The sequence below is a fragment of the Streptomyces sp. HUAS ZL42 genome (genome assembly GCF_040782645.1).
Classification (GTDB): Bacteria; Actinomycetota; Actinomycetes; order Streptomycetales; family Streptomycetaceae; genus Streptomyces.
In genome coordinates this window covers 3,121,538-3,146,168 of the sequence record NZ_CP160403.1, presented here as the reverse complement: position 1 = coordinate 3,146,168, position 24,631 = coordinate 3,121,538, and the positions used below count along the sequence as shown (strand labels likewise).

Here is a 24,631-nt window from a genome sequence, read left to right as displayed (position 1 = left end):
GCATGCTCGAGGAGGCTCTCGAGCACCTCGTGAAGGGCATCGTCGACAACCCTGACGATGTGCAGGTCGCCTCGCGCAACCTGCGCCGCGGGCGTGTGCTCGAGGTCCGGGTCCACCCGGACGACCTCGGCAAGGTGATCGGCCGCAACGGCCGCACCGCACGCGCCCTGCGCACCGTCGTGGGCGCCATCGGCGGCCGCGGAGTCCGCGTCGACCTCGTCGACGTGGACCACGTCCGCTGACGCTTATCGCAACCGGCTCCGGCCGGTCCGGCGGATCGGGTCGCAGGGAATCGGCGGTTGCTTTTCAGCGCACATGAGCGGGGCCTGGTGCGTCCAGCTGCAAGGCGGAGGAGGGAGTCGACGCGGAGCGTCGGTGACCGACGACAACGCGGCAGATGGGCGTGGCGGGCCCCGCGTCTGCGACAGGATCCGCCGGATCGGCCCGAGGGCCGGGGAGGGCCACTGGGCCGTCCCCGGCCCGACGTCGTTACGACAGGAGATCTTCAGAAGTGCAGCTCGTAGTCGCCCGGATCGGCCGCGCCCATGGCATCAAGGGCGAGGTCACCGTCGAGGTCCGTACCGACGAGCCGGAACTGAGGCTCGCACCCGGCGCCGTACTGCTGACGGACCCCGCCTCGACGGGCCCGCTCACCATCGAGACCGGCCGTGTCCACAGCGGCCGGCTCCTCCTGCGCTTCGAGGGCGTGACGGACCGCAACGCCGCCGAGGCCTTGCGCAACACCCTGCTGATCGCCGAGGTGGACCCCGAGGAGCTCCCCGAGGACGAGGACGAGTACTACGACCACCAGCTCATCGACCTGGACGTGGTGACGAAGGACGGCGTGGCGGTCGGCCGCATCACCGAGATCTCCCACCTGCCCTCCCAGGACCTCTTCATCGTCGAGCGGCCCGACGGGAGCGAGGTGATGATCCCCTTCGTGGAGGCGATCGTCACCGAGATCGACCTCGAGGAACAGAAGGCCGTCATCACGCCGCCGCCGGGGCTGATCGACGACGCGGCCGAGATCGCGTCCGCCAGGGAAGACAGCCCATGAGACTGGACGTCGTCACGATCTTTCCCGAGTACCTGGAGCCCCTGAACGTCTCCCTCGTCGGCAAGGCACGCGCGCGTGGACAGCTGAACGTGCACGTGCATGATCTGCGGACCTGGACGTACGACCGGCACAACACGGTCGACGACACGCCGTACGGCGGCGGCCCCGGCATGGTCATGAAGACCGACCCCTGGGGAGACGCGCTGGACTCCGTCCTGGCGGACGGCTACGAGACGGGCTCCCACGCACCCGCCCTCGTCGTCCCCACCCCCAGCGGCCGGCCCTTCACCCAGGAACTCGCCGTCGAACTCTCCGAGCGCCCCTGGCTGATCTTCACGCCGGCCCGCTACGAGGGCATCGACCGCCGGGTCGTCGACGAGTACGCGACCCGGATACCCGTCTACGAGGTGTCCATCGGCGACTACGTCCTCGCCGGCGGTGAGGCGGCCGTACTGGTGGTCACGGAGGCCGTGGCGCGGCTGCTGCCCGGTGTTCTCGGCAACGCCGAGTCCCACCGGGACGACTCCTTCGCACCCGGCGCCATGGCCAACCTGCTGGAAGGGCCCGTCTACACCAAGCCTCCCCAGTGGCGCGGCCGCGGCATCCCGGACGTGCTGCTCAGCGGCCATCACGGCAAGATCGCCCGCTGGCGCCGGGACGAGGCCCTGAAGCGGACGACGGCCAACCGGCCCGATCTCATCGAGCGCTGCGACCCCAAGGTCTTCGACAAGAAGGACCGCGAGATGCTCTCCATCCTGGGCTGGGCGCCCGACCCCGAGGGAGAGCCGTACGGCCGATTTTGGCGCAGGCCAGAGGGCGTGGAAGAATAGGCCGCTGTTGTGCGCCGTCCGGCGTGCGCCCCTGCCACAGGGGGACACGACGCCCGCCCCGACCCGCACACAACTCTCATCCAGAACATCTAGTTCCCGTTGATGACCTGTGGCATCAGCGAAGAAAGCAGACGAAATGTCGCACCTGCTCGACTCCGTCGACGCCGCGTCGCTGCGCAGCGACGTCCCGGCCTTCCGCCCGGGTGACACCGTCAACGTCCACGTCCGCGTCATCGAGGGCAACCGCTCCCGTGTGCAGCAGTTCAAGGGCGTGGTGATCCGTCGCCAGGGTTCCGGCGTGCGCGAGACCTTCACGGTCCGCAAGGTCTCCTTCTCCGTCGGCGTCGAGCGCACCTTCCCGGTGCACACCCCGATCGTGGAGAAGATCGAGCTCGTCACCAAGGGTGACGTCCGCCGCGCCAAGCTGTACTACCTGCGCGACCTGCGCGGCAAGGCGGCGAAGATCAAGGAGAAGCGCGAGAACTGAGCGCTTCCGGGAGGTCACAGCGGGGCCGGATAGCATCGGGCCCCGATGGACACCGAAGCACAGCCGACGGAGCGCGACCGCTCCTCCCGCCCTTCCGCTTCCGAGGAGATCTCGGACACAGAGGGACCGGAGGGGCGGTCGCGTTCCGCGTTTCCGGCGCGGATCACGGACTGGCTTCCGGGCGGGCGGATCTCCCTCACCCTGCTGATCTGCCTGCTGTTTTTGCTGCTCCTCAACGCGTTCGTGGTGAAACCATTCCAGATTCCCAGCGGATCCATGGAGAACGGATTGAGGATCGGGGACCGCGTTCTCGTAAATAGGTTGGCGTACCGTTTCGGAGCCGAGCCGCAGCGCGGGGACGTGGTTGTGTTCGACGGCACCGGGTATTTCGGGGACGCCGACTACATCAAGCGCGTTGTGGGTGTAGGGGGAGACCACGTGGTCTGCTGTGACAAGGAGGGGAGGATCCAGGTGAACGGCCGGTCGGTCGACGAGTCGACGTTCCTGTACCCCGGCGACAGCCCGTCCACGGTGCCCTTCGACGTCGTCGTGCCCGACGGCACCCTGTTCGTCCTCGGCGACCATCGCGGCGACTCCAGCGACTCCCGCGACCACCTGGGCTCCCCGGGCGGCGGCATGATCCCCGTCGGCGAGGTGATCGGCCGCGCCGACTGGATCGTCTGGCCGTACGGGCATCTCGCCCGCCTGCACCGCACCGACGCCTACGCCCGTGTGCCCGCCGACCGGAGTGCTCCGGAGGCGAAGCCGACCCATGGGGCAGGCGCCCATGGGTAACCGCGGCAAACCACGCGGCGTCCCCAGCAGTGCCGCCGACAACCTCCTGCCCACGGGTGTCCGGCGTGCCGCCAGCCCGGCCGGCGGCCGCACCCGCGCCGAGCGGCGCAAGCTGCAGCGCAAGGTCAAGCGAAAGCGCAGGCGCTCCGCCGTCAGGGAGATACCGCTCCTCGTCGGCGTCGCGGTCCTCATCGCCCTCGTCCTGAAGACCTTCCTCGTCCAGGCCTTCGTGATCCCGTCCGGCTCCATGGAGCAGACGATCCAGATCGGCGACCGCGTCCTGGTCGACAAGTTCACCCCGTGGTTCGGCTCCGAGCCGCAGCGCGGGGACGTCGTCGTGTTCAAGGACCCGGGCGGCTGGCTGCAGGACGAGCAGACCACCACCCAGAAGGACGACCCCGTCGTCGTCAAGCAGGTCAAGGAGGCGCTCACCTTCATCGGCCTGCTGCCGTCCGACAACGAGAAGGACCTCATCAAACGGGTGGTCGGCGTCGGCGGGGACCGCGTCAAGTGCTGTGACTCGCAAGGGCGAGTCACCGTCAACGGCATTCCCCTGAACGAGGACTATCTGTATCCCGGCAACACGCCGTCCAACACGCAGTTCGACATCACCGTCCCGCAGGGACGGCTGTGGGTGATGGGCGACCACCGGGCCAACTCCGCGGACTCCCGCTCGCACCAGAACACCGACTACGGCGGCACCGTCTCCCTGGACGGGGTGGTGGGCCGCGCCATGGTCATCGCCTGGCCCTTCAACCACTGGAACAGGTTGGAGGAGCCGACAACCTACGCTTCCGTGTCCGACTCGGTGTCCGGGTCGACCGCGGCCCGCCAACTGTCGCATAGGGTTGCTCCCGACGATCCGAACGGAACTATCCAACTCCCGAGCCCTGCGGAACTCCCGCTCGTTATGGGAGTGGTGGGCCTGCGCCGTGTACGGGGCAGGCAGCGGCACAGAGTAAGGAGTTGGCGTGGGGGATGTGGCGGTTGGCGCACGGTCCGGACACGACGGCGAGGAGCACCGCGGCGGCCCCGCGGAATCCGCTGTCCCGGCCGCGGACAGCGCCGTGACCTCCGGGAGTGACTCCGGAGCGGCAGAGGACGGTGCGGCGGACGAGCAGAACCAGGCCGGGGACCAGGGTTCCGGAGGTTCGGCGCGCAAGCCGAAGAAACCGCGCTCCTTCTGGAAGGAGCTGCCGATCCTGATCGGTATCGCCCTCGTTCTCGCGTTGCTCATCAAGACGTTCCTGGTGCAGGCGTTCTCGATCCCCTCCGACTCGATGCAGAACACCCTCCAGCAGGGTGACCGGGTCCTCGTCGACAAGCTGACCCCGTGGTTCGGCTCCGAGCCCGAGCGCGGTGAGGTCGTCGTGTTCCACGACCCGGCCGACTGGCTGGCCGGCGAGCCGACGGCGAACCCGAACGCCCTGCAGACGTTCCTCAGCTGGATCGGCCTCATGCCGTCCGCGGAGGAGAAGGACCTGATCAAGCGCGTCATCGGTGTCGGCGGCGACACCATCGAGTGCAAGAACACCGGCCCTCTGAAGGTCAACGGCAAGGCGCTCAACGAGCCGTACGTGTACCCGGGCAACACCCCGTGCAGCGTCGACGACCAGGGCGGCCAGTTCAAGGTCACCGTCCCCAAGGGATACATCTGGGTGATGGGCGACCACCGCCAGAACTCGCGCGACTCCCGCTACAACCAGTCGGACAAGAACCACGGCATGGTGCCCGTCGACCAGGTCGTCGGACGCGCCATCGTCAAGGCCTGGCCGATCAACCGCTGGGGCACCCTGCCGGTCCCGGACACCTTCGACCAGGACGGCCTGAACACCCAGTCGTCGGCGTCCGCCGCCCTCACGGTCGCCCCGGAGGGCCTCGCCCTCGCCGGTGTGGTTCCGGTGGCCCTGTGGCGTCGTCGCCGGATCGCGCCGGCCGAGACCCGCTGACCTTCCCGGTCCCGTTCGGCAAACCCTTTCCCAAGCTTGTGACCTTGGTCGCGGAAAGAGGGCTCCCCGGGTTCGGTACCGCCGGGTAGGGTGCGGGTCCATGGGTGGCGAGAGCACGACGCGTACGGCCCCGCAAAGCGGTGGCACCAGCAGTGGCCCGGTGGGCAGCCGGACCGGACAGCGCTTGTCCGGACTGGCCGTCGCGCTGGGCCTTGTGCTGTTCCTGGGCGGCTTCGCCTGGGGAGCGGTGATCTACCGGCCGTACACCGTGCCCACCAGCTCCATGGCCCCGACGATCGACGCGGGCGACCGCGTGCTGGCGCAGCGCGTCGACGGCGACGAGGTCCGCCGTGGCGACGTCGTGGTCTTCAAGGACGCCACCTGGGCCAACGCGCCCGTGGTCAAGCGGGTGGTCGCCGTCGGCGGGGACACCGTCTCCTGCTGCACACAGGGCAAGCTGACCGTGAACGGCAAGCAGATCGACGAGCCGTACCTGCCCGAGGGCAGCGTGGCCGAGATCACGAACTTCCCGACGGTCACGGTCCCCAAGGGGCGGCTCTTCCTCCTCGGCGACGAACGCCAGGGCTCCCTGGACTCCACCGCCCACCTCACGGACGCCGCCAGCGGCACGGTGGCACGCAGCGCCGTCAGCGCCCGCGTCGACGCCGTCGTATGGCCCATGGACGGCATGCTGAAGCGCCCCACCGGCTTCGAGGAGCTCGGGACGCTCTCCCAGCCGGGCCCGCTGCGCACGGTGGTCGCGCTGATCGTGGCCGGAGGCGTACTCGTCCTCGGCGGTGGCGCGTACGGCCCCATCGCCAAGCGGACGGGCGGCCGCGGCCGCACCCGGACGGAGCCCGCAGGTGCCCGCTGAGACGCCGGGCGCAAGCCAGGTCTCGTACGACGGCCGCGACGGCGGACTGCGCGAGGTCGCCCGGGTGGTGCTGCTCGACCCCGAGGACCGCATCCTCCTCCTGCACGGCCACGAGCCGGACGATCCGGCCGACGCCTGGTGGTTCACGCCGGGAGGCGGTGTCGAGGGCGACGAGACGCGCGAGGAGGCCGCGCTGCGGGAACTCGCGGAGGAGACCGGCATCACCGAGGTCGAGCTCGGGCCGGTGCTGTGGCAGCGGGTGTGCTCCTTCCCGTTCGCGGGCCGCCGCTGGGACCAGGACGAGTGGTACTACCTGGCCCGTACGACCCGCACGGCGACCCGGGCCGCGGCCCTCACCGAGCTGGAGCGGCGCAGTGTCGCCGGAGCGCGCTGGTGGACGTGTCAGGAACTGGCCCGGGCACATGAGACGGTGTATCCGACGAGACTCGCCGAGCTGCTGCGCAGGCTGCTCGACGAAGGTCCCCCGGCCAGGCCCGAGATCCTTGACACGGAAATCGTCTAGGGGCTCACGGGACTGGCGCACAATGGTGGGATCGCACGGCTGAAGGGGAACATGCCATGAGCGCCGAGGACCTCGAGAAGTACGAGACCGAGATGGAGCTCAAGCTCTACCGGGAGTACCGCGATGTCGTCGGTCTGTTCAAATACGTGATCGAGACCGAGCGGCGCTTCTACCTGACCAACGACTACGAGATGCAGGTGCACTCGGTCCAGGGTGAGGTGTTCTTCGAGGTGTCCATGGCGGATGCCTGGGTCTGGGACATGTACCGGCCGGCCCGCTTCGTGAAGCAGGTCCGCGTCCTGACGTTCAAGGACGTGAACATCGAGGAGCTGAACAAGAGCGACCTCGAGCTGCCGGGCGGGTGACGGAGTTATCCACAATCGCTGAGTTCTCCACGAAGATCTACTTCGTGGAGGCGAGTGCGTGAGCGTTGGCGCCGGAGGTGGTGCCGACATGAACGCACATCGGGCACGCAGTGCACTCGGCAAGTACGGCGAGACGCTCGCCGCGCGGCGGCTGGCCGAGGCCGGAATGACGGTCCTGGAGCGCAACTGGCGCTGTGGCAGGACCGGAGAGATCGACATCGTGGCGCGGGACGGCGACGTCCTGGTCGTCTGCGAGGTGAAGACCCGCAGGGCGGGTCCCTTCCAGCACCCCATGGCGGCGGTCACGCCACTGAAGGCGGACCGCCTGCGCGGCCTGGCACAACGCTGGACGCAGGAGCACGGAGGCGCACCGCCCGGCGGAGTCCGCATCGACCTGATCGGCGTCGTCCTGCCCCGCCGCGGAGCGCCCGTGGTCGAGCACGTACGGGGGGTGGCCTGAGATGGGATTCGCCCGTACGTGCTCGGTCGCGCTGGTGGGCGTGGAAGGCGTGGTCGTCGAGGTCCAGGCCGACCTCGAACCGGGAGTCGCCGCGTTCACACTGGTGGGGCTGCCCGACAAGAGCCTGACCGAGAGCAGGGACCGGGTCAGGGCCGCGGTGGTGAACTCGGGTGCCGAGTGGCCGCAGAAGAAGCTCACGGTCGGGCTCAGTCCGGCGTCCGTGCCGAAGGCCGGCAGTGGGTTCGATCTCGCCGTCGCCTGCGCCGTGCTCGGTGCCGCCGAGCGGATCGATCCGAGGGTGCTCGCCGACATCGTCATGATCGGAGAGCTGGGGCTGGACGGACGGGTGCGGCCCGTACGCGGCATCCTTCCGGCGGTGCTGGCGGCGGCGGACGCCGGGTACGAGCAGGTGGTCGTGCCGGAGTGCGCCGCCGCCGAGGCCTCGCTGGTGCCGGGCGTGTCCGTTCTTGGTGTCCGCAGCCTGCGGCAGCTGATCGCCGTCCTGACGGACGAACCCGTGCCCGAGGAGGAACCCGACCAGCAGGGGCGGCCCGACCCGCTCCTGGCCGGCCTGCGGGTACCCGGCACGGGCGCGGCCACGGGCATGCACAGCGTGGGCGCCGCGCAGCACGACCAGGGCCACGACCTCGCCGACGTCGTGGGCCAGATCTCGGCGCGCACGGCGGTGGAGGTGGCCGCGGCGGGCGGGCACCACCTGTTCCTGGAAGGGCCGCCCGGTGCGGGCAAGACCATGCTGGCCGAACGGTTGCCGGCCGTCCTGCCCCGACTCGGCCGGCAGGAGTCGCTGGAGGTCACGGCGGTGCACTCGGTGGCCGGACTCCTGCCACCGGGCAAACCGCTGATCGACGTCGCGCCGTACTGCGCCCCGCACCACTCGGCCACGATGCAGGCGCTCGTCGGGGGCGGCCCGGGCGTCGCCCGGCCCGGAGCCGTCTCCCTCGCTCACCGGGGAGTGCTCTTCCTCGACGAGACCCCGGAGTTCAACAGCCAGGCCCTGGACGCCCTGCGACAGCCTTTGGAGTCGGGGCACGTGGTGATCGCGCGCAGCGCGGGCGTGGTGCGGTTTCCGGCGAGGTTCCTGATGGTGCTCGCGGCCAATCCGTGTCCGTGCGGTCGCTTCTCGCAGCGGGACAGCCTGTGCGAATGCCCGCCCTCGGCGATCCGCCGGTACCAGGCCCGGCTCTCGGGTCCGCTCCTGGACCGGGTCGATCTGCGGGTCGAGGTGGATCCGGTCAGCCGGGCCGAGCTCGCCCGGCGCGGTGCCGCCGGCGAGTCCACGACGACGGTCGCCGGCCGTGTCCTGGCCGCCCGTGAGCGGGCCGCGGCCCGGCTGGCGGGAACGCCGTGGCGCACCAACAGCGAGGTGCCCGGGCGGGAGCTGCGCAGCCGCTGGCACGCCGCGAGCGGTGCGATGGACGAGGCCGAGCGGAACCTGGAGCGGGGCGTGCTGACGGCCCGCGGTCTCGATCGCGTCCTGCGCGTGGCGTGGACCGTCGCCGACCTGGTCGGCCATGACCGGCCCGACGCGACGGACGTCGCCCTCGCACTGCAGCTGCGCACGGGGGTTCCGCGCGGCGTGCCGATGGCCATCGGGGCCCTGACGTGACCGGCGACGACGACCCGGACGACGAACTGCTCGCCCGTGTCTTCCTCACCCGTGTCGTCGAACCCGGTGACGAGGTCGCCGGGCGATGGGTACGGGAGTCGGGGGCCGTGCGGGTGGCACGGAGGTTGCGGGAGGGCGGTCCGGCGCTACCGGGGGTGAGCGGGCAGCGGTGGACAGGACTCAGGGCTCGCGCCGGGCGGGCCGAGCCCCGGCGGGATCTCGCCGTCGCGCGGGACGCCGGCGTGCGGTTCGTCCGGCCCGGCGGCATCGAGTGGCCGGGCGGGCTCGACGAGCTGGGGGACGCCCGGCCTCTCGGACTGTGGGTGCGCGGGCGGCCCAGCCTGCGGATGTGGGCGCTCAGATCCGTCGCCGTCGTGGGGGCGCGGGCCTGCACCGAGTACGGCGCGCACATGGCGGCGACCCTCGCCGCCGGCCTCGCCGAGCGAGGGTGGGTCGTGGTGTCCGGCGGTGCCTACGGTGTCGACGGCGCCGCCCACAGGGGCGCCCTGGGCGCGGGCGGTGCCACCGTCGCCGTCCTCGCCTGCGGCGTCGACCGGCCCTATCCGCGGGGACACACCGAGCTGATCACCAGGATCGCGGAACAGGGCCTGGTGGTCGGCGAGTTGCCGCCCGGCGATCATCCGACTCCGAGCAGGTTCATCCTCCGTAACCGGGTGATCGCCGCGCTCACCCGGGGCACCGTGGTCGTGGAGGCGGCCCACCGGAGCGGCTCGCTGGTGACGGCGCGGGCGGCGCAGCGGCTCGGCCGCCACACCATGGGCGTGCCGGGGCCGGCCACCAGCCCTCTCTCCGCCGGCGTGCACGAACTGCTGCGCGGGGACGCGGCGCTGGTCACCGATGCCGCGGAGGTCGTCGAGCTCGTCGGCGACATGGGGGAGCTGGCCCCGGACCGGCGCGGCCCGGTGCTGCCGCGCGACCTGCTCGAACCGGGTGCCCGGCGTGTCCTGGCCGCGCTGCCGGCGCATACGGCGGCGCCGGCGCACGAGGTCGCACGGGGTGCGCAGACGACGGAGGACGACGCGATCGCGAGGTTGTACGAACTCAGAGCACTTGGTTACGTCGAACGACACGGCGACAGCTGGAAGTTGACACGCCAGGCGATGATCTCCTCGCGCGGGACCGGCAGGGGGTGCTGACCGAGCGTGTTCGGCCGTCCGGGGGAACCCGGAACCCCTTGTGGTTTCCCGCAGTTGGGATGGTGCGGTGGTCACACAGGGCGACCGCAGGGCCGCGTCGGGTCGCACATCGGAACGTATCTGCACATGGGTCGAGCCCCGCCGTTCGCACACCGCGACGCCGTAGTCACGCTACGCTCACGTGGATCCCGACACAGGCCGGCAACTCGACACCAGACCGACAGCTCACCACGTAGTCCACTGCAGAACGGCACAAGGCGACGAATGCCCCAGCACACCTCCGGGTCCGACCGGGCGGCGATCCCCCCAGCCGCCCGCGACGGTGGCAGCATGCGGCCGCCCGCTCCTTCGACGCTCGAGGAGCTGTGGCGGTCGTACAAGGCGACGGGAGACGAGCGGCTGCGGGAGCAGCTGATCCTGCACTACTCACCGCTGGTGAAGTACGTGGCGGGGCGGGTGAGCGTCGGCCTGCCGCCCAACGTCGAGCAGGCCGACTTCGTCTCCTCCGGGGTCTTCGGGCTCATCGACGCGATCGAGAAGTTCGACATCGACCGGGAGATCAAGTTCGAGACGTACGCGATCACGCGGATCCGGGGCGCGATGATCGACGAGCTGCGGGCGCTGGACTGGATCCCGCGGTCCGTGCGGCAGAAGGCGCGGAACGTGGAGCGGGCTTACGCGACCCTGGAGGCACGGCTCAGGCGGACGCCGTCGGAAGGGGAGGTGGCCGCCGAGCTGGGCATCCAGGTGGACGAACTGCATGCGGTGTTCAGCCAGCTGTCGCTGGCGAACGTCGTCGCCCTCGAGGAACTGCTGCACGTCGGCGGTGAGGGCGGCGACCGGCTCAGTCTCATGGACACCCTGGAGGACACCGCCGCCGACAATCCGGTGGAAGTGGCCGAGGACCGGGAGCTGCGGCGGTTCCTGGCGCGGGCGATCAACACGCTGCCCGAGCGGGAGAAGACCGTTGTCACGCTCTACTACTACGAGGGGCTGACGCTGGCGGAGATCGGGAACGTGCTGGGCGTGACCGAGAGCCGGGTCAGTCAGATCCACACCAAGTCCGTGCTTCAGCTGCGTGCGAAGCTGGCGAGCTTCGCGCGCTGACCCGCCCGGCTCGGGGGCGCGTCGGGGTGAGTCGCTCCCGTCGGGGGTGGCGCGTCCGTAAAGTGGTTTGCGTGCCAAGGATTCGAGCGGCCTCCGTGGCCGAGCACCGGTCGATGCAGCGAGCCGCCCTGCTGGATGCGGCTCGGTCTTTGCTGTCCGAGGGTGGGACGGAGGCGCTGACGTTTCCGGCCCTCGCCGAGCGGACGGGGCTTGCGCGGTCGTCCGTGTACGAGTACTTCCGGTCGCGGGCGGCCGTCGTCGAGGAGCTGTGCGAGGTCGACTTCCCGGTCTGGGCGGCGGAGGTCTCGGCGGCGATGGAGCGGGCGGAGACGGCCGAGGGCAAGATCGAGGCATATGTGCGGCAGCAGCTGGCCCTCGTCGGGGACCGGCGGCACCGGGCCGTCGTGGCGATCTCGGCGAGTGAGCTCGATGCGGGCGCCCGGGAGAAGATCCGGGCCGCGCACGGGGGGCTCGTGGCGATGATCGTGGAGGCGCTGGGGGAGATGGGGCACGGGGAGCCCCGGCTCGCGGCGATGCTCTTGCAGGGGGTTGTGGACGCGGCCGTGCGGAGGATCGAGCTGGGGGCGGCGGAGGATCCTGCGGCGATCACTGAAGCGGCGGTGGGGATGGTGCTGCGGGGGGTTCGGGGCTGACGTCGGCTGTGCTGCTGCTGAGGTCGGCTTGCGCTTGCCGGTGCCGGGCGGCACGCATGCCCGCAGCTTGCCGGCGGCTACGACGGCAGCGGCACCCCCAGTACCGGTAGCAGCCTCGACGGGCCCCTGTGCAGCAACCATGGCGGCAGCAGCGACAGCGGGTCCAGGTAGACGTCTCCCCTCCGCAGGCCCCAGTGCACGCATGTGACCGTGCAGTGTGAGCCTGCCGGTTCCACCGTTCCCACCACCTCGCCCGCCGCCACCTCCTGACCCTTCTCCACCGACGCCCGCAGCGGCTCGTACGTCGTTCGCAGTGGTGGTTCGCCCGTGCCCGTCAGTTCCACGGAGACGACGCCCTTTCCCGCCACCCGGCCCGCGAACGAGACCCGGCCCGCCGCCACCGCGCGCACCGGTGTTCCGGGCGGTGCCGCCAGGTCGACGCCCCGGTGGCCGCGGCCGTACACCGTCGCCGGGGGCTCCCAGCCCCTTAGGACCGGTGGACTCGTCCCCACGGGCCAATGGCGGCCCACGGCCGGCACCGGAACCTCCGTCCCCTCCCGTCCGGGGGCGCCCGCTCGGGCCCCGGCCGCCGGCAGCGCGGTGACCAGCAGCATCAGCAGCAGCGTCGTACGCACACATCGTTCTCGCATGCGAGAACCGTCCCGCACCCAGGTCGATCATGGCCGGGATCTGTGGACTACTCCCCGGTTGTGGACAGCGGCGTCACCCGGTGCCCCGCCGGTCCCGTACACTTCTTCTGGCGATCCGGGTCACCGGGTCGACTTCGCACGCCCCGATACGGCGGCCAGTAACGGCCCCTGTCAGCGCCTCTCGGTCCTTCGTGGCTCGGCGCACCGCGGGCGTCAGGCGCGGGAGCCGTCCGGCCCCCGCGGCACAACCGAGAAAACTCAAGGAGAACGGCCATGGCCGTCGTCACGATGCGGGAGCTGCTGGAGAGCGGCGTCCACTTCGGTCACCAGACCCGTCGCTGGAACCCGAAGATGAAGCGCTTCATCTTCACCGAGCGCAACGGCATCTACATCATCGACCTGCTCCAGTCGCTGTCGTACATCGACCGCGCCTACGAGTTCGTCAAGGAGACCGTCGCCCACGGCGGCACGGTCATGTTCGTCGGCACGAAGAAGCAGGCGCAGGAGGCCATCGCCGAGCAGGCCACCCGCGTCGGCATGCCCTACGTCAACCAGCGCTGGCTGGGCGGCATGCTCACCAACTTCTCCACCGTCTACAAGCGTCTGCAGCGCCTCAAGGAGCTCGAGCAGATCGACTTCGAGGACGTCGCCGCGTCAGGTCTGACCAAGAAGGAGCTTCTCGTGCTCTCGCGCGAGAAGGCCAAGCTGGAGAAGACCCTCGGCGGTATCCGCGAGATGCAGAAGGTGCCCAGCGCCGTCTGGATCGTGGACACCAAGAAGGAGCACATCGCCGTTGGTGAGGCCCGGAAGCTCAACATCCCGGTCGTCGCGATCCTCGACACCAACTGCGACCCCGACGAGGTCGACTACAAGATCCCGGGCAACGACGACGCGATCCGCTCCGTCACCCTGCTCACCCGTGTGATCGCCGACGCGGTCGCCGAGGGCCTCATCGCCCGCTCCGGTGTCGCCACCGAGGGCAAGGGCGAGAAGGCCGCGGGCGAGCCGCTCGCCGAGTGGGAGCGCGACCTGCTCGAGGGCGAGAAGAAGGCCGACGAGGCTCCGGCTGCCGAGGCCCCCGCCGCCGAGGCTCCGGCCGCCGAGGCTCCGGCTGCCGAGGCCCCCGTCGCCGAGGCCCCCGCGGCCGAGGCTCCGGCCGCGGACGCCGAGCAGGCCTGACACGACAGCGTCAGTGTTGACGGCGGGGGCGGCACTCCATCCATCAGCGCCTCCGGCGCGGTGAAGTCCGCTCCCGCCGTTCACCCGTAGGTCAGCACCGAGTCGGCGAGCTACCTCTACATGTAGAGCGCAGACCGTGCAGATCTTCGATCTTCCAGACTTCGAGAAAGATTCACAGACTCATGGCGAACTACACCGCCGCCGACGTCAAGAAGCTCCGTGAGCTCACCGGCGCCGGCATGATGGACTGCAAGAAGGCGCTGGACGAGGCCGAGGGCAACGTGGAGAAGGCCGTCGAGGCGCTCCGCATCAAGGGCCAGAAGGGCGTCGCCAAGCGCGAGGGCCGCTCCGCCGAGAACGGCGCCGTGGTCTCGATCATCGCCGACGACAACTCCTCCGGTGTCCTCGTCGAGCTGAAGTGCGAGACGGACTTCGTCGCCAAGGGCGAGAAGTTCCAGGCCGCGGCCACGGCCATCGCCGAGCACATCGCCAAGACCTCCCCGGCCGACCTCGAGGCCCTGCTCGCCTCCGAGATCGAGGCCGGCAAGACCGTTCAGGCGTTCGTGGACGAGGCCAACGCCAACCTGGGCGAGAAGATCGTCCTGGACCGCTTCGCGCAGTTCGCCGACGGCTTCGTGATCGCGTACATGCACCGCACGATGCCCGACCTGCCCCCGCAGATCGGTGTCCTCGTCGAGCTGGACAAGCCGAACGCCGAGGTCGCCAAGGGCGTCGCCCAGCACATCGCCGCCTTCGCGCCGAAGTACCTCGCCAAGGAGGACGTCCCGGCCGAGGTCGTCGAGTCCGAGCGCCGTATCGCCGAGGAGACCACCCGCGCCGAGGGCAAGCCCGAGGCCGCGATCGCCAAGATCGTCGAGGGTCGCCTGAACGGCTTCTTCAAGGACGCCACGCTGCTCGGTCAGCCGTACGCGCTCGACAACAAGAAGTCGGTCCAGAAGGTCCTGGACGAGGCGGGTGTCACCCTGAAGCGCTTCACGCGCATCAAGGTCGGCATCTGAGTCCGTACCGCGATCGACGCCCGGCCGCTATAGGGTCGAGTGCAAGTCGTCCGCGTACGCCGTCACGCATGCGTGCGTGACGGACGACAGCAGATCTGACGAGGAGGCCATTGCCGAGCATGGGAGCGACAAGCCACCCCACCGGCAATGGCCTTCTTCGTATGTGCAACACGTGAAAGAGGCGGGATCTCCATGACCACCAAGGCCCAGAAGAGCGACGACGGCAAAGTACGCGGCCGGTTCCTGCTGAAGCTGTCCGGAGAGGCATTCTCCGGTGGCGGGGGCCTGGGCGTGGACCCCGACGTGGTGCACAAGATCGCCCGTGAGATCGCGGCCGTCGTGCGCGACGGGGCGCAGATCGCGGTTGTCATCGGCGGCGGCAACTTCTTCCGCGGAGCCCAGCTCCAGGTGCGTGGCATGGACCGCGCCCGTTCCGACTACATGGGCATGCTCGGCACGGTCATGAACTGCCTCGCCCTCCAGGACTTCCTGGAGAAGGAGGGCATCGACAGCCGCGTCCAGACGGCCATCACCATGGGCCAGGTCGCCGAGCCGTACATCCCGCTGCGTGCCGTGCGCCACCTGGAGAAGGGCCGCGTGGTCATCTTCGGCGCCGGTATGGGCATGCCGTACTTCTCCACGGACACCACCGCCGCCCAGCGCGCCCTGGAGATCGACGCCGAGGCGCTGCTGATGGGCAAGAACGGCGTGGACGGGGTCTACGACTCCGACCCGAAGTCCAACCCGGACGCCGTCAAGTTCGACTCCCTCGGTTACGGCGAGGTCATCACCCGTGACCTGAAGGTCGCCGACGCCACCGCCATAACGCTCTGCCGCGACAACAAGCTTCCGATCCTCGTCTTCGAGCTCCTGGCGGAGGGCAATATCGCTCGCGCCGTCAAGGGTGAGAAGATCGGCACGCTTGTGGGTGACCAGGGCAGCCGGGACTGACCACGGACCCTGACCGGGGGATGGACAATGTCCTGCCGGTCGGGAACCGTGCAGAAAGAAGACGCGACGCAGCCGGCCGCCGCCCCACCAAGGAACCGCAGCCGGGCCTACCCAAGACACGCAGGAGCAAGTGGTGATCGAAGAGACCCTCCTCGAGGCCGAGGAGAAGATGGAGAAGGCCGTCGTGGTCGCCAAGGAGGACTTCGCCGCGATCCGCACGGGCCGTGCGCACCCGGCGATGTTCAACAAGATCGTGGCCGACTACTACGGCGCGCCGACGCCGATCAACCAGCTGGCTTCGTTCGCTGTGCCGGAGCCGCGCATGGCCGTGGTGACCCCGTTCGACAAGAGCGCGCTGCGCAACATCGAGCAGGCGATCCGTGACTCCGACCTGGGCGTCAACCCGAGCAACGACGGCAACATCATCCGGGTGGTGTTCCCCGAGCTCACCGAGGAGCGCCGCCGCGAGTACATCAAGGTCGCCAAGGGCAAGGGCGAGGACGCCAAGGTGTCCATCCGCTCCGTGCGCCGCAAGGCCAAGGACGCCATCGACAAGCTGATCAAGGACGGCGAGATCGGTGAGGACGAGGGCCGTCGTGCGGAGAAGGAGCTCGACGACACCACGCACAAGTACGTCGCCCAGGTGGACGAGCTTCTCAAGCACAAGGAAGCGGAGCTTCTCGAGGTCTGATGAACGACTCTTCCTGGGGAGCGCCGCCACACGCAGGGTACTGGGGGCCCACCGAGCAGGGACCTGGCCAGGAGGCTGCCCCGGCGGGTCCCGCGTACGATGCGCATGACGCCCAGCAGACTCGCCCCATGCCCATCGCGCCCGACGTACCCGCGTATGGCGGAGACCAGGATGACGACCGGGGGGCCGCTCGGCTGAGCGGCCCCTTGTTCCGCGACGAGATGCCGCAGGCGCGGCCTTACGACACGCCGCAGGCGCGGCCCCACGGGGCGGTGCCGCAGAATCCGGAGCCCATGCCCGACGCCTCGCAGCCGGCGCCCCAGCCGCAGAAGAAGAGCGCGGGGCGCGACCTGAGCGCGGCCATAGGGGTCGGCGTCGGGCTCGGTGCGGTCATCATCGCGTCGCTGTTCGTCGTCAAGGCCGTGTTCGTCGGCGTCATAGCCGTCGCCGTCGTCGTGGGCCTGTGGGAGCTGACGAGCCGCCTGCAGGAGCGCAAGGGCATCAAGGCGCCCCTGGTGCCACTCGCCCTCGGCGGGGCGGCGATGATCGTCGCCGGTTACGCGCGCGGTGCCGAGGGCGCGTGGGTCGCGATGGCACTCACGGCGCTGGCCGTGCTCGTATGGCGCATGGCGGAGCCGCCGGAGGGCTACCTCAAGGACGTCACGGCCGGCGTCTTCGCGGCCTTCTACGTACCCTTCCTGGCCACGTTCGTCGCGATGATGCTCACCGCCGACGACGGTCCCTGGCGCGTCCTGACGTTCCTGCTCCTCACGGTCGTCAGCGACACGGGCGCGTACGCGATCGGCTGGCGCTTCGGCAGGCACAAGCTCGCCCCGCGCATCAGCCCCGGCAAGACGCGCGAAGGCCTGCTCGGGGCGGTCTCGTTCGCCATGGTCGCCGGCGCCCTGTGCATGGAGTTCCTCATCGACGACGGCTCCTGGTGGCAGGGCCTGCTGCTGGGCCTCGCGGTCGCGGCCAGCGCGACGCTCGGAGACCTCGGCGAGTCGATGATCAAGCGCGACCTGGGCATCAAGGACATGGGCACGCTGCTCCCCGGGCACGGGGGGATCATGGACCGGCTGGACTCACTGTTGCCGACGGCTCCTGTGGTGTGGCTACTTCTTGTGATCTTCGTCGGGTCCGGGTGACGGCTCACAGTGCACCGGAGCCCCCGCTCTTCCAAGGGCGGGGGCTCCTTGTTTCTCCGGCCGTGGCGCCCCTGTCTGCGGAGTGGGACGATTCCGGTGTAAGCCCGCAAAGGGGATCACCCTGGAAGGAGGACGTCATGTCCGCCATCCGTGAAGTGATCGACGTCGACCGCAGTCCCGAAGACGTCTACGCATATGTCATCGACCCGTCTCACCTGACAGAATGGCAGCTCAGCGCGGTATCCGCGGAGCTGCTGGACGAAGGGCCGCTGCACACCGGTTCACGCGTCCGGGTCACGCGGCGCGTCGGCCGCCGAGAGATCCCGATGACCTCGGAACTCACCGAGTACGACCCGCCGCACAGCTGGAGTGTGCGCGGCATTGACGGCCCCGTCAGGGGCATCTTCCACGGTGAGATCGAGCCGATCGACGACGGCCGGCGCTCCCGCGTCACGATGGAACTCGACTTCGAGAGCCACGGCATAGGAAAGATCCTCACGCCCCTCGTCGTCCGCCCACAGGTCCGCAAAGAGATGCCGCGCAACGAGCAACTGCTCAAGGACCTGCTGGAACGTCCCGGCGCGTAGTCCGCCTCGTGAGCGGGCCGGCTCGGCCCGCTCATGCTCACGACGTGCAGACGTCCGTCAGCTTCGCGGCCGCGGCGTCGATCCTGCCGGAGTCCGGGTTCGTGTCGCCGTTCAGGATGGCCTTGTTGTAGTCCTCGACGGCCTGGTTGAGGTCGTCGACGGCCTCGTCGACCTTGCCGTCGTCCGTCTTGGCGTTGATCTTGTCGAGGTTCTTCTCGATCGTGTCGATGGACCTGCCGGTCTGCGACGGGTCGTTCACGGCGTCCAGCCCGGCCTCGTGGATGGCCTTCAGGCCGTCCACGACCCACGATCCCGTCGGACGCGGGCCGTCACGAGAGAGCGGACTCCCGACTCCGTGGTGTAGCCCGCTACACCGAATGGCCGTCTCCTCGGGCACACCAGTGGATCTGCGACACTGGTACGGCCATGCCTAAGCCCGGAGAACTCACATTCGTCGCCCCGCGCGGAGCCAAGAAGCCGCCGCGGCATCTCGCCGATCTCACGCCCGCCGAGCGCAAGGACGCGGTGGCCGAAATCGGGGAGAAGCCGTTTCGTGCCAAGCAGCTCTCGCAGCACTACTTCGCGCGGTACGCGCACGACCCGGAGCAGTGGACCGACATCCCGGCCGCCGCGCGCCCCAAGCTGCGGGAGGCGCTGCTGCCCGAGTTGATGACGGTCGTGCGGCATCTGTCGACGGACGAGGGTACGACCCGCAAGACGCTGTGGCGGCTGTTCGACGGCACGCTCGTCGAGTCCGTGCTCATGCGCTACCCGGACCGGGTGACGATGTGCATCAGCTCGCAGGCGGGGTGCGGGATGAACTGCCCGTTCTGTGCGACCGGGCAGGCGGGGCTCGATCGGAATCTGTCCACCGCCGAGATCGTCCATCAGATCGTCGACGGTATGCGGGCCCTGCGGGACGGGGAGGTGCCCGGTGGGCCCGCTCGGCTCTCCAACATCGTCTTCATGGGCATGGGTGAGCCGCTCGCCAACTACAAGCGGGTCGTGGGGGCCGTCCGGGCGCTCACCGACCCCGCGCCGGACGGGCTGGGGCTCTCGCAGCGCGGCATCACCGTGTCGACGGTCGGGCTGGTGCCCGCCATCCACCGGTTCGCCGACGAGGGCTTCAAGTGCCGGCTCGCGATCTCGCTGCACGCGCCGGACGACGAACTGCGCGACACCCTCGTCCCCGTGAACACACGGTGGAAGGTGCGCGAGGTCCTCGACGCCGGGTTCGAGTACGTCGAGAAGTCCGGGCGCCGGCTGTCCATCGAGTACGCGCTGATCCGGGACATCAACGACCAGGCGTGGCGCGGTGACCGGCTCGGGCGGCTGCTCAGGGGCAAGCCCGTGCACGTCAATCTCATTCCGCTCAACCCGACCCCGGGCTCGAAGTGGACCGCTTCGCGCCCCGCGGACGAGAAGGCGTTCGTCGAGGCCATCGCGGCGCACGGGGTGCCGGTGACGATCCGGGACACCCGCGGCCAGGAGATCGACGGGGCGTGCGGTCAGCTCGCGGCCACCGAGCGGTAGTCTGAAGCCGTACGCATATCTTCATATTCCGACAGGGGAGCGCCACAGCGCTGAGAGTGCGGCAATCGGGCCGCAGACCCTCTGAACCTCGCCCAGGTCATTCTGGGTAGGAAGTTCGGTCACCACTCAAGCTGTTGCGCCCTGCCCGGGACCGGTCCTCGGATCCCGGGCAGGGCCGCGTCTCTTCCTGGTCACCCAGGAGGAATTCAGTGAGCACCACCAAGAAGCTCGCGGCCGTGGCCGTCGGCCTGGGCCTCGTCACGCTGTCCGCGTGCGGATCGTCGTCCGAGTCCGGCAGCGGCGGTTCCGAGTCCAAGACCGTCACGCTGGTCAGCCACGACTCGTGGGTCGCCTCCAAGAGCGTCATCGCCGCCTTCGAGAAGGAGTCCGGCTACAAGGTCCGGGTCCTCAAGTCCGGCGACGCCGGGCAGGCCGTCAACAAGGCAATCCTGACCAAGGACAACCCGCAGGGCGACGTGTTCTTCGGCGTCGACAACACGCTGCTGTCGCGGGCACTCGACAACGACCTGTTCCAGTCGTACGAGGCGAAGGGGCTCGAACAGGTCGACGAGCAGTACCAGCTCGACGAGGACAAGCACCGGGTCACCCCCATCGACTACGGCGACATCTGCGTCAACTACGACAAGAAGTACTTCGCCGACCACAAGCTGACCCCGCCGGCCTCGTTCGACGACCTGGTCGAGCCCGAGTACAAGAACCTCCTCGTCACCGAGAACGCCGCCACCTCCTCGCCCGGCCTGGGCTTCCTGCTCGGCACCGCCGCGAAGTACGGCGACGACGGGTGGCAGGACTACTGGAAGAAGCTCAAGGCCAACGGCGTGAAGGTCGTCGACGGCTGGGAGCAGGCCTACAACGAGGAGTTCTCCGGCTCCGCCGGCGGCAAGAAGGCGAAGGCCGACCGGCCGCTCGTCGTCTCGTACGCCTCCTCGCCGCCCGCCGAGGTGATCTACGGCGACCCGAAGCCGACGACCGCGCCGACCGGGGTCGCCACCGCCACCTGCTTCCGGCAGGTCGAGTTCGCCGGCCTGCTGAGCAACGCGAAGAACAGCAAGGGCGGCAAGGCGCTGATCGACTTCCTGATCACGAAGAGGTTCCAGGAGGACATGCCGCTCAACATGTTCGTCTACCCCGTGGTCAAGGGTGCGGCCGTGCCCGCCGAGTTCACCCAGTACGGGCCACCCGCCGAGGACCCCGAGACCATGGACCCGTCGAAGATCGCCGCCGACCGTGACCAGTGGGTCAAGTCGTGGACCTCACTCGTACTGAAGTAGCCGTCTCGAAGAGGCGACGTCCCGGGAGCGCGGCGCGGCTCGGGCTCATGGCCCTGCCCGTCGCGTTCTTCGGCGTCTTCTTCGCCTACCCCGTCGCCGCGATCGTCGCGCGCGGCCTGAAGGCCGACGGGGCATGGCAGTTGGGGCGGCTGTGGGACGTGGTCGCGCAGCCCGACATCCGGCACGTCCTGTGGTTCACCACCTGGCAGGCGCTCGCCTCGACCGGACTCACGCTGCTGATCGCGCTGCCCGGCGCGTACGTCTTCGCCCGCTTCGACTTCCCGGGCAAACAGCCCCTGCGGGCCGTGGTGACCGTCCCGTTCGTCCTGCCGACGGTCGTCGTCGGTACGGCGTTCCTGGCGCTCGTCGGGCGCGGCGGGCTGCTCGACGAGTGGTGGGGTGTACGGCTCGACACCACCGTGTGGGCGATCCTGCTGGCCCACGTCTTCTTCAACTACGCGGTCGTCGTACGCACGGTGGGCGGCCTGTGGGCGCAGCTCGACCCGCGGCAGGAGGAGGCCGCGCGGATGCTCGGCGCGTCGTCCCTCAAAGCCTGGCGGAAGGTCACCCTGCCGGCGCTCGCGCCCGCCGTGGCCGCCGCGGCCCTGATGGTCTTCCTGTTCACCTTCACCTCCTTCGGCGTGGTGCAGATCCTCGGCGGGCCGACCTTCTCCACGCTCGAGGTGGAGATCTACCGGCAGACGTCGGAGATCTTCGACCTGGCCACCGCAGCCGTCCTCACGATCGTCCAGTTCGTGGCGGTCGGCACGATCCTCGCCGTGCACGCATGGACCGTACGGCGGCGGGAGACCGCGCTGCGGCTGGTGGACGCGTCCGTCACGGCGCGACGGCCGCGCGGGGCCGGGCAGTGGGCACTGCTGGCCGGTGTCCTCGCCACCGTCGTCGTCCTTGTGCTGCTGCCGCTCGCCGTCCTGGTGCAGCGGTCGCTGGACGGGCCCGGCTTCGGCTACTACCGGGCGCTGACGTCGTCCGACGGGGGCACGTTCCTCGTCCCGCCGATCGACGCGATCGGCAATTCGCTGGAGTACGCCGTCGCCGCCACCGCCATCGCGGTCCTCATCGGCGGTCTGGCGGCCGCGGCCCTCACCCGGCGGGACGCGGGCCGGCTCGTGCGCGGCTTCGACGCGCTGCTGATGCTGCCGCTCGGCGTCTCCGCGGTGACGGTCGGCTTCGGGTTCCTGATCGCGCTCGACGAGCCGCCGCTGGACCTGCGTAGCTCCTGGATCCTGGTGCCCCTCGCGCAGGCGCTGGTGGGCGTCCCGTTCGTCGTACGGACGATGCTGCCGGTGCTGCGGGCCGTGGACGTACGGCTGCGGGAGGCCGCGGCGGTGCTCGGGGCGTCGCCCTGGCGGGTGTGGCGGGAGGTCGATCTGCCGATGGTGCGGCGGGCGCTGCTCGTCGCGGCCGGGTTCGCCTTCGCCGTGTCGCTGGGGGAGTTCGGGGCGACCGTGTTCATCGCGCGGCCCGACAACCCCACGCTGCCCGTTGCGGTGGCCCGGCTCCTCGGGCGGGCCGGTGAGCTCAACTACGGCCAGGCGATGGCCCTTTCCACGATCCTGATGGTGGTGTGCGCCGTGGCCCTGCTGGTGTTGGATCGTCTGCGGGTCGCAGACCGGACGGGGGAGTTCTGATGCTGCTGAGCCTGGAGGGCGCGACCGTCCGATTCGGCGGGCGGGCCGTGCTCGACACGGTCGATCTCGCCGTCGCCGAGCACGAGGTCGTGTGTGTGCTCGGGCCCAGCGGCAGCGGCAAGTCGACGCTGCTGCGGGCGGTGGCCGGGCTGCAACCCCTTGATGCAGGACGGGTGTTGCTCGACGGGCGCGACCAGGCGGGCGTGCCCGCGCACCGGCGGGGGGTCGGGCTGATGTTCCAGGATCATCAGCTGTTCCCGCAGCGTGATGCAGGGGGCAACGTCGCGTTCGGGCTGCGGATGCACGGGGCGTCGCGCTCCCAGCAGGACACCCGGGTACGGGAGTTGCTGGAACTCGTCGGGCTGCCGGGCGCAGCCCGCCGGGCCGTGGCCGCGCTGTCCGGTGGTGAACAGCAGCGGGTGGCGCTCGCCCGGGCTCTCGCGCCCCGACCGCGGCTGCTGATGCTGGACGAGCCGCTCGGACAGCTCGACCGGTCGCTGCGGGAGCGCCTCGTGGTCGAACTGCGGGAGCTGTTCGGGCAGCTGGGCACCACCGTGCTCGCGGTCACCCACGACCAGGGCGAGGCCTTCGCGCTCGCCGACCGGGTCGTGGTGATGCGGGACGGGCGGATCGCCCAGTCCGGTACGCCGCTCGAGGTGTGGCAGCGGCCGGCCGACGCGTTCGTGGCCCGCTTCCTCGGTTTCGACAACGTGGTACCGGCGACGGTCGCCGGGGAGGCGGCGGACACGCCCTGGGGCAAGGTCCCCGTGCCCGACGGTGCCCCGCAGGGCACGCGCACGCTACTGGTACGGCCCGCGGGTGTACGGCTCGTGCCGGCGGACGAGGGGCTACGCTGCACGGTCGCCGCCCGCACCTTCAAGGGCACCCATGTCGCCGTACACCTGCAGCCCGCGGACGCGCCGCGATTGGAGGCGGCGTGCGCGCTGCGGGTGGCGCCGGAGGTGGGGGCCGCGGTCGGGGTGGAGTTCGACGCCGCCGAAATCGTGGTGCTGGACTGACCTGCCCGCGTGCCTGGCCGGCGGGGGGCTCGGCTCGCCGAGACCGCGACTGCCGCTCGACAACCGGCGGTTGGAGGTCCTCGGCGAGCGGGGCCTGCTGGAGTTCCGGCTGGAGCGGGCGACCTTCGACCGATGTGCGAGTGGCCCGCCCCCGGTGCGGGGACGGGCCACAGGTGCGTGCGTGCGTGCGTACGGCGGCGTCAGCGGTCGCTGCTCGCCCCGCGACGGCGCATGCCGAAGAACACCGCGCCACCACCGACGGCGACCAGGGCGGCCGCGATGCCGGCGATCAGACCGGTGTTGGAGTTGGCACCGGTCTCGGCGAGGTTGGAGTCACCGGCCGCGGGCGACGGAGCGTTGCTCGGGGTGCCCGCGGGGGAGGTGCTGCTCTCCGAGGCCGACGGGGTCGGGGTCGCGCTCTCGGCCGGGGTCGAGGCGGACTCCGACGGCGACGGAGACGGCGTGGTCTCGGTCTTGCAGGCCGTGGCCGGCGTGGTCAGGTTGGGCTTGATGTCCGCGTCGACCTGGTTCCCGGCCTTGACGTGGACGCGGTAGACCGCGTTCGGCTCCCAGTCCTCGGCGAAGGTGATGGTGACACCTTCCTTCGAGCCCTTGACCTCCTGCTGGCCGACCTTGCGCACGTCGGCGCCGTTGTTCTCCAGGAACACGGAGACGATGGCGGTGGTGCCTGTGGGGTCCACGTCGGTGACGGTGATGACACCGTTCGTGCCGTCGCACTTGGCTTCGGCGGAGAACTCATTGATGTTGCAGGCGAGCGCGCTGCCGGAGGCGCTGAGCGCGAGCGCGGTCGAGGCGGCGGCGACACCGAGGATGCGCACGGAACGACGTGCGGTGCGACGAGTTATGGACACGTTTGCCCTTCACGGGTTCTACAGTTGCGGGGGGTTGAGGGGGGGATGAGCCAACGCCGAGGTGACGGAGCCCAGGTGATGGAATCTCACCAACCCCAGGAGACTCACAGGTTTATAAGTGTTCCATAAGTAGTGTCAATGCGGATGCCCATAG

28 protein-coding genes and 1 riboswitch are annotated in these 24,631 nt (G+C 70.0%); of the genes, 25 read left to right on the top strand and 3 right to left on the bottom strand.

What is annotated here, in order from left to right:
* Positions 1–2 precede the first annotated feature (2 nt).
* The 15 genes from ABZO29_RS14315 to ABZO29_RS14245 all read left to right on the top strand — a co-directional run bounded on the left by ABZO29_RS14315 (position 3) and on the right by ABZO29_RS14245 (position 11,884).
* A complete protein-coding gene (locus ABZO29_RS14315) occupies positions 3–242 on the top strand; it encodes an RNA-binding protein (RefSeq protein WP_003973401.1) in 240 nt (79 codons plus the stop codon).
* A 269-nt stretch (positions 243–511) separates the two neighbouring features.
* Entirely contained in the window at positions 512–1,057 is a 546-nt protein-coding gene (gene rimM, locus ABZO29_RS14310; RefSeq protein WP_367320572.1) for a ribosome maturation factor RimM, read from the top strand.
* The gene (gene trmD / locus ABZO29_RS14305) at positions 1,054–1,887 is read left to right on the top strand and encodes a tRNA (guanosine(37)-N1)-methyltransferase TrmD (RefSeq protein WP_367320571.1); all 834 of its coding nucleotides are present in this window, start codon (positions 1,054–1,056) and stop codon (positions 1,885–1,887) included. Before rimM ends, trmD begins: the two co-directional genes overlap by 4 nt.
* A gap of 136 nt (positions 1,888–2,023) precedes the next feature.
* The gene (gene rplS / locus ABZO29_RS14300; RefSeq protein ID WP_129801596.1) at positions 2,024–2,374 is read left to right on the top strand and encodes a 50S ribosomal protein L19; all 351 of its coding nucleotides are present in this window, start codon (positions 2,024–2,026) and stop codon (positions 2,372–2,374) included.
* 45 nt (positions 2,375–2,419) lie between these two features.
* Positions 2,420–3,169, top strand: a complete 750-nt coding sequence (gene lepB, locus ABZO29_RS14295) for a signal peptidase I (protein WP_367320570.1) — start codon at positions 2,420–2,422, stop codon at positions 3,167–3,169.
* Positions 3,162–4,253 (top strand): signal peptidase I, encoded by a 1,092-nt coding sequence (lepB, locus tag ABZO29_RS14290; RefSeq protein ID WP_367320569.1) that lies wholly within the window; start codon positions 3,162–3,164, stop codon positions 4,251–4,253. Before lepB (ABZO29_RS14295) ends, lepB (ABZO29_RS14290) begins: the two co-directional genes overlap by 8 nt.
* A complete protein-coding gene (gene lepB, locus ABZO29_RS14285; protein WP_367320568.1) occupies positions 4,141–5,118 on the top strand; it encodes a signal peptidase I in 978 nt (325 codons plus the stop codon). Before lepB (ABZO29_RS14290) ends, lepB (ABZO29_RS14285) begins: the two co-directional genes overlap by 113 nt.
* A 100-nt stretch (positions 5,119–5,218) precedes the next feature.
* Positions 5,219–5,992, top strand: a complete 774-nt coding sequence (gene lepB, locus ABZO29_RS14280; RefSeq protein ID WP_367320567.1) for a signal peptidase I — start codon at positions 5,219–5,221, stop codon at positions 5,990–5,992.
* The gene (locus ABZO29_RS14275) at positions 5,982–6,515 is read left to right on the top strand and encodes an NUDIX hydrolase (RefSeq protein WP_367320566.1); all 534 of its coding nucleotides are present in this window, start codon (positions 5,982–5,984) and stop codon (positions 6,513–6,515) included. The genes lepB (ABZO29_RS14280) and ABZO29_RS14275 overlap by 11 nt, the downstream gene beginning before the upstream one ends.
* A 56-nt stretch (positions 6,516–6,571) precedes the next feature.
* The gene (locus ABZO29_RS14270; RefSeq protein WP_003965949.1) at positions 6,572–6,880 is read left to right on the top strand and encodes a DUF2469 domain-containing protein; all 309 of its coding nucleotides are present in this window, start codon (positions 6,572–6,574) and stop codon (positions 6,878–6,880) included.
* Positions 6,881–6,938: 58 nt separating this feature from the next.
* Positions 6,939–7,340, top strand: a complete 402-nt coding sequence (locus ABZO29_RS14265; protein WP_367320565.1) for a YraN family protein — start codon at positions 6,939–6,941, stop codon at positions 7,338–7,340.
* 1 nt (position 7,341) lies between these two features.
* Positions 7,342–8,967 carry a YifB family Mg chelatase-like AAA ATPase gene (locus ABZO29_RS14260; protein WP_367320564.1) on the top strand — a complete coding sequence of 542 codons (1,626 nt, stop codon included), beginning with the start codon at positions 7,342–7,344 and terminating at the stop codon, positions 8,965–8,967.
* Positions 8,964–10,124 (top strand): DNA-processing protein DprA, encoded by a 1,161-nt coding sequence (gene dprA, locus ABZO29_RS14255; RefSeq protein ID WP_367320563.1) that lies wholly within the window; start codon positions 8,964–8,966, stop codon positions 10,122–10,124. Before ABZO29_RS14260 ends, dprA begins: the two co-directional genes overlap by 4 nt.
* Positions 10,125–10,388: 264 nt before the next feature.
* A complete protein-coding gene (whiG, locus tag ABZO29_RS14250; RefSeq protein ID WP_367320562.1) occupies positions 10,389–11,231 on the top strand; it encodes an RNA polymerase sigma factor WhiG in 843 nt (280 codons plus the stop codon).
* A gap of 95 nt (positions 11,232–11,326) precedes the next feature.
* A complete protein-coding gene (locus ABZO29_RS14245) occupies positions 11,327–11,884 on the top strand; it encodes a TetR/AcrR family transcriptional regulator (protein WP_367326135.1) in 558 nt (185 codons plus the stop codon).
* A gap of 77 nt (positions 11,885–11,961) precedes the next feature.
* On the opposite strand, the gene ABZO29_RS14240 is transcribed toward ABZO29_RS14245, so the two are convergent.
* Positions 11,962–12,534 (bottom strand): murein hydrolase activator EnvC, encoded by a 573-nt coding sequence (locus ABZO29_RS14240; protein ID WP_367320561.1) that lies wholly within the window; start codon positions 12,532–12,534, stop codon positions 11,962–11,964.
* A gap of 273 nt (positions 12,535–12,807) precedes the next feature.
* Between ABZO29_RS14240 and rpsB the strand changes: the two genes are divergently transcribed.
* The 6 genes from rpsB (at position 12,808) to ABZO29_RS14210 (ending at position 18,109) form a co-directional block, all read left to right on the top strand.
* Positions 12,808–13,713, top strand: a complete 906-nt coding sequence (gene rpsB, locus ABZO29_RS14235; protein WP_367320560.1) for a 30S ribosomal protein S2 — start codon at positions 12,808–12,810, stop codon at positions 13,711–13,713.
* Between the two features lie 182 nt (positions 13,714–13,895).
* Entirely contained in the window at positions 13,896–14,732 is an 837-nt protein-coding gene (gene tsf / locus ABZO29_RS14230; protein ID WP_367320559.1) for a translation elongation factor Ts, read from the top strand.
* A gap of 192 nt (positions 14,733–14,924) precedes the next feature.
* On the top strand, positions 14,925–15,683 hold the full coding sequence (gene pyrH / locus ABZO29_RS14225; protein ID WP_367320558.1) for a UMP kinase: 759 nt from the start codon (positions 14,925–14,927) through the stop codon (positions 15,681–15,683).
* 133 nt (positions 15,684–15,816) lie between these two features.
* Complete coding sequence (gene frr / locus ABZO29_RS14220; protein WP_367320557.1) at positions 15,817–16,374, top strand: ribosome recycling factor; 558 nt, start codon at positions 15,817–15,819, stop codon at positions 16,372–16,374.
* Entirely contained in the window at positions 16,374–17,522 is a 1,149-nt protein-coding gene (locus tag ABZO29_RS14215) for a phosphatidate cytidylyltransferase (RefSeq protein WP_367320556.1), read from the top strand. The genes frr and ABZO29_RS14215 overlap by 1 nt, the downstream gene beginning before the upstream one ends.
* Positions 17,523–17,659: 137 nt before the next feature.
* The gene (locus tag ABZO29_RS14210) at positions 17,660–18,109 is read left to right on the top strand and encodes an SRPBCC family protein (RefSeq protein WP_367320555.1); all 450 of its coding nucleotides are present in this window, start codon (positions 17,660–17,662) and stop codon (positions 18,107–18,109) included.
* Between the two features lie 37 nt (positions 18,110–18,146).
* On the opposite strand, the gene ABZO29_RS14205 is transcribed toward ABZO29_RS14210, so the two are convergent.
* Entirely contained in the window at positions 18,147–18,410 is a 264-nt protein-coding gene (locus ABZO29_RS14205; protein ID WP_367320554.1) for a hypothetical protein, read from the bottom strand.
* 125 nt (positions 18,411–18,535) lie between these two features.
* Between ABZO29_RS14205 and rlmN the strand changes: the two genes are divergently transcribed.
* The 4 genes from rlmN (at position 18,536) to ABZO29_RS14185 (ending at position 23,605) form a co-directional block, all read left to right on the top strand.
* The gene (gene rlmN, locus ABZO29_RS14200; protein WP_367320553.1) at positions 18,536–19,642 is read left to right on the top strand and encodes a 23S rRNA (adenine(2503)-C(2))-methyltransferase RlmN; all 1,107 of its coding nucleotides are present in this window, start codon (positions 18,536–18,538) and stop codon (positions 19,640–19,642) included.
* A 23-nt stretch (positions 19,643–19,665) separates the two neighbouring features.
* Positions 19,666–19,773: riboswitch (TPP riboswitch) on the top strand.
* 78 nt (positions 19,774–19,851) lie between these two features.
* Complete coding sequence (locus ABZO29_RS14195; protein ID WP_367320552.1) at positions 19,852–20,934, top strand: thiamine ABC transporter substrate binding subunit; 1,083 nt, start codon at positions 19,852–19,854, stop codon at positions 20,932–20,934.
* Positions 20,935–20,981: 47 nt separating this feature from the next.
* Complete coding sequence (locus ABZO29_RS14190; protein ID WP_367320551.1) at positions 20,982–22,586, top strand: ABC transporter permease; 1,605 nt, start codon at positions 20,982–20,984, stop codon at positions 22,584–22,586.
* Positions 22,586–23,605, top strand: a complete 1,020-nt coding sequence (locus tag ABZO29_RS14185; protein ID WP_367320550.1) for an ABC transporter ATP-binding protein — start codon at positions 22,586–22,588, stop codon at positions 23,603–23,605. Before ABZO29_RS14190 ends, ABZO29_RS14185 begins: the two co-directional genes overlap by 1 nt.
* A 200-nt stretch (positions 23,606–23,805) precedes the next feature.
* Here ABZO29_RS14185 and ABZO29_RS14180 read toward each other — a convergent pair whose 3' ends face one another.
* Positions 23,806–24,477 carry an LAETG motif-containing sortase-dependent surface protein gene (locus ABZO29_RS14180; protein WP_367320549.1) on the bottom strand — a complete coding sequence of 224 codons (672 nt, stop codon included), beginning with the start codon at positions 24,475–24,477 and terminating at the stop codon, positions 23,806–23,808.
* Between the last annotated feature and the right edge of the window lie 154 nt (positions 24,478–24,631).

Bases quoted from the DNA above. Each gene is read 5' to 3' on its own strand.
- rpsB (WP_367320560.1), top strand. From the start codon at position 12,808: ATGGCCGTCGTCACGATGCGGGAGCTGCTGGAGAGCGGCGTCCACTTC.
- lepB (WP_367320570.1), top strand. From the start codon at position 2,420: ATGGACACCGAAGCACAGCCGACGGAGCGCGACCGCTCCTCCCGCCCT.
- ABZO29_RS14240 (WP_367320561.1), bottom strand. From the start codon at position 12,534: ATGCGAGAACGATGTGTGCGTACGACGCTGCTGCTGATGCTGCTGGTC.
- whiG (WP_367320562.1), top strand. From the start codon at position 10,389: ATGCCCCAGCACACCTCCGGGTCCGACCGGGCGGCGATCCCCCCAGCC.
- lepB (WP_367320569.1), top strand. From the start codon at position 3,162: ATGGGTAACCGCGGCAAACCACGCGGCGTCCCCAGCAGTGCCGCCGAC.
- ABZO29_RS14185 (WP_367320550.1), top strand. From the start codon at position 22,586: ATGCTGCTGAGCCTGGAGGGCGCGACCGTCCGATTCGGCGGGCGGGCC.
- pyrH (WP_367320558.1), top strand. From the start codon at position 14,925: ATGACCACCAAGGCCCAGAAGAGCGACGACGGCAAAGTACGCGGCCGG.
- ABZO29_RS14215 (WP_367320556.1), top strand. From the start codon at position 16,374: ATGAACGACTCTTCCTGGGGAGCGCCGCCACACGCAGGGTACTGGGGG.
- ABZO29_RS14270 (WP_003965949.1), top strand. From the start codon at position 6,572: ATGAGCGCCGAGGACCTCGAGAAGTACGAGACCGAGATGGAGCTCAAG.
- rlmN (WP_367320553.1), top strand. From the start codon at position 18,536: ATGCCTAAGCCCGGAGAACTCACATTCGTCGCCCCGCGCGGAGCCAAG.
- ABZO29_RS14260 (WP_367320564.1), top strand. From the start codon at position 7,342: ATGGGATTCGCCCGTACGTGCTCGGTCGCGCTGGTGGGCGTGGAAGGC.
- lepB (WP_367320567.1), top strand. From the start codon at position 5,219: ATGGGTGGCGAGAGCACGACGCGTACGGCCCCGCAAAGCGGTGGCACC.
- ABZO29_RS14315 (WP_003973401.1), top strand. From the start codon at position 3: ATGCTCGAGGAGGCTCTCGAGCACCTCGTGAAGGGCATCGTCGACAAC.
- rplS (WP_129801596.1), top strand. From the start codon at position 2,024: ATGTCGCACCTGCTCGACTCCGTCGACGCCGCGTCGCTGCGCAGCGAC.
- ABZO29_RS14210 (WP_367320555.1), top strand. From the start codon at position 17,660: ATGTCCGCCATCCGTGAAGTGATCGACGTCGACCGCAGTCCCGAAGAC.
- ABZO29_RS14190 (WP_367320551.1), top strand. From the start codon at position 20,982: ATGGCCCTGCCCGTCGCGTTCTTCGGCGTCTTCTTCGCCTACCCCGTC.
- tsf (WP_367320559.1), top strand. From the start codon at position 13,896: ATGGCGAACTACACCGCCGCCGACGTCAAGAAGCTCCGTGAGCTCACC.
- trmD (WP_367320571.1), top strand. From the start codon at position 1,054: ATGAGACTGGACGTCGTCACGATCTTTCCCGAGTACCTGGAGCCCCTG.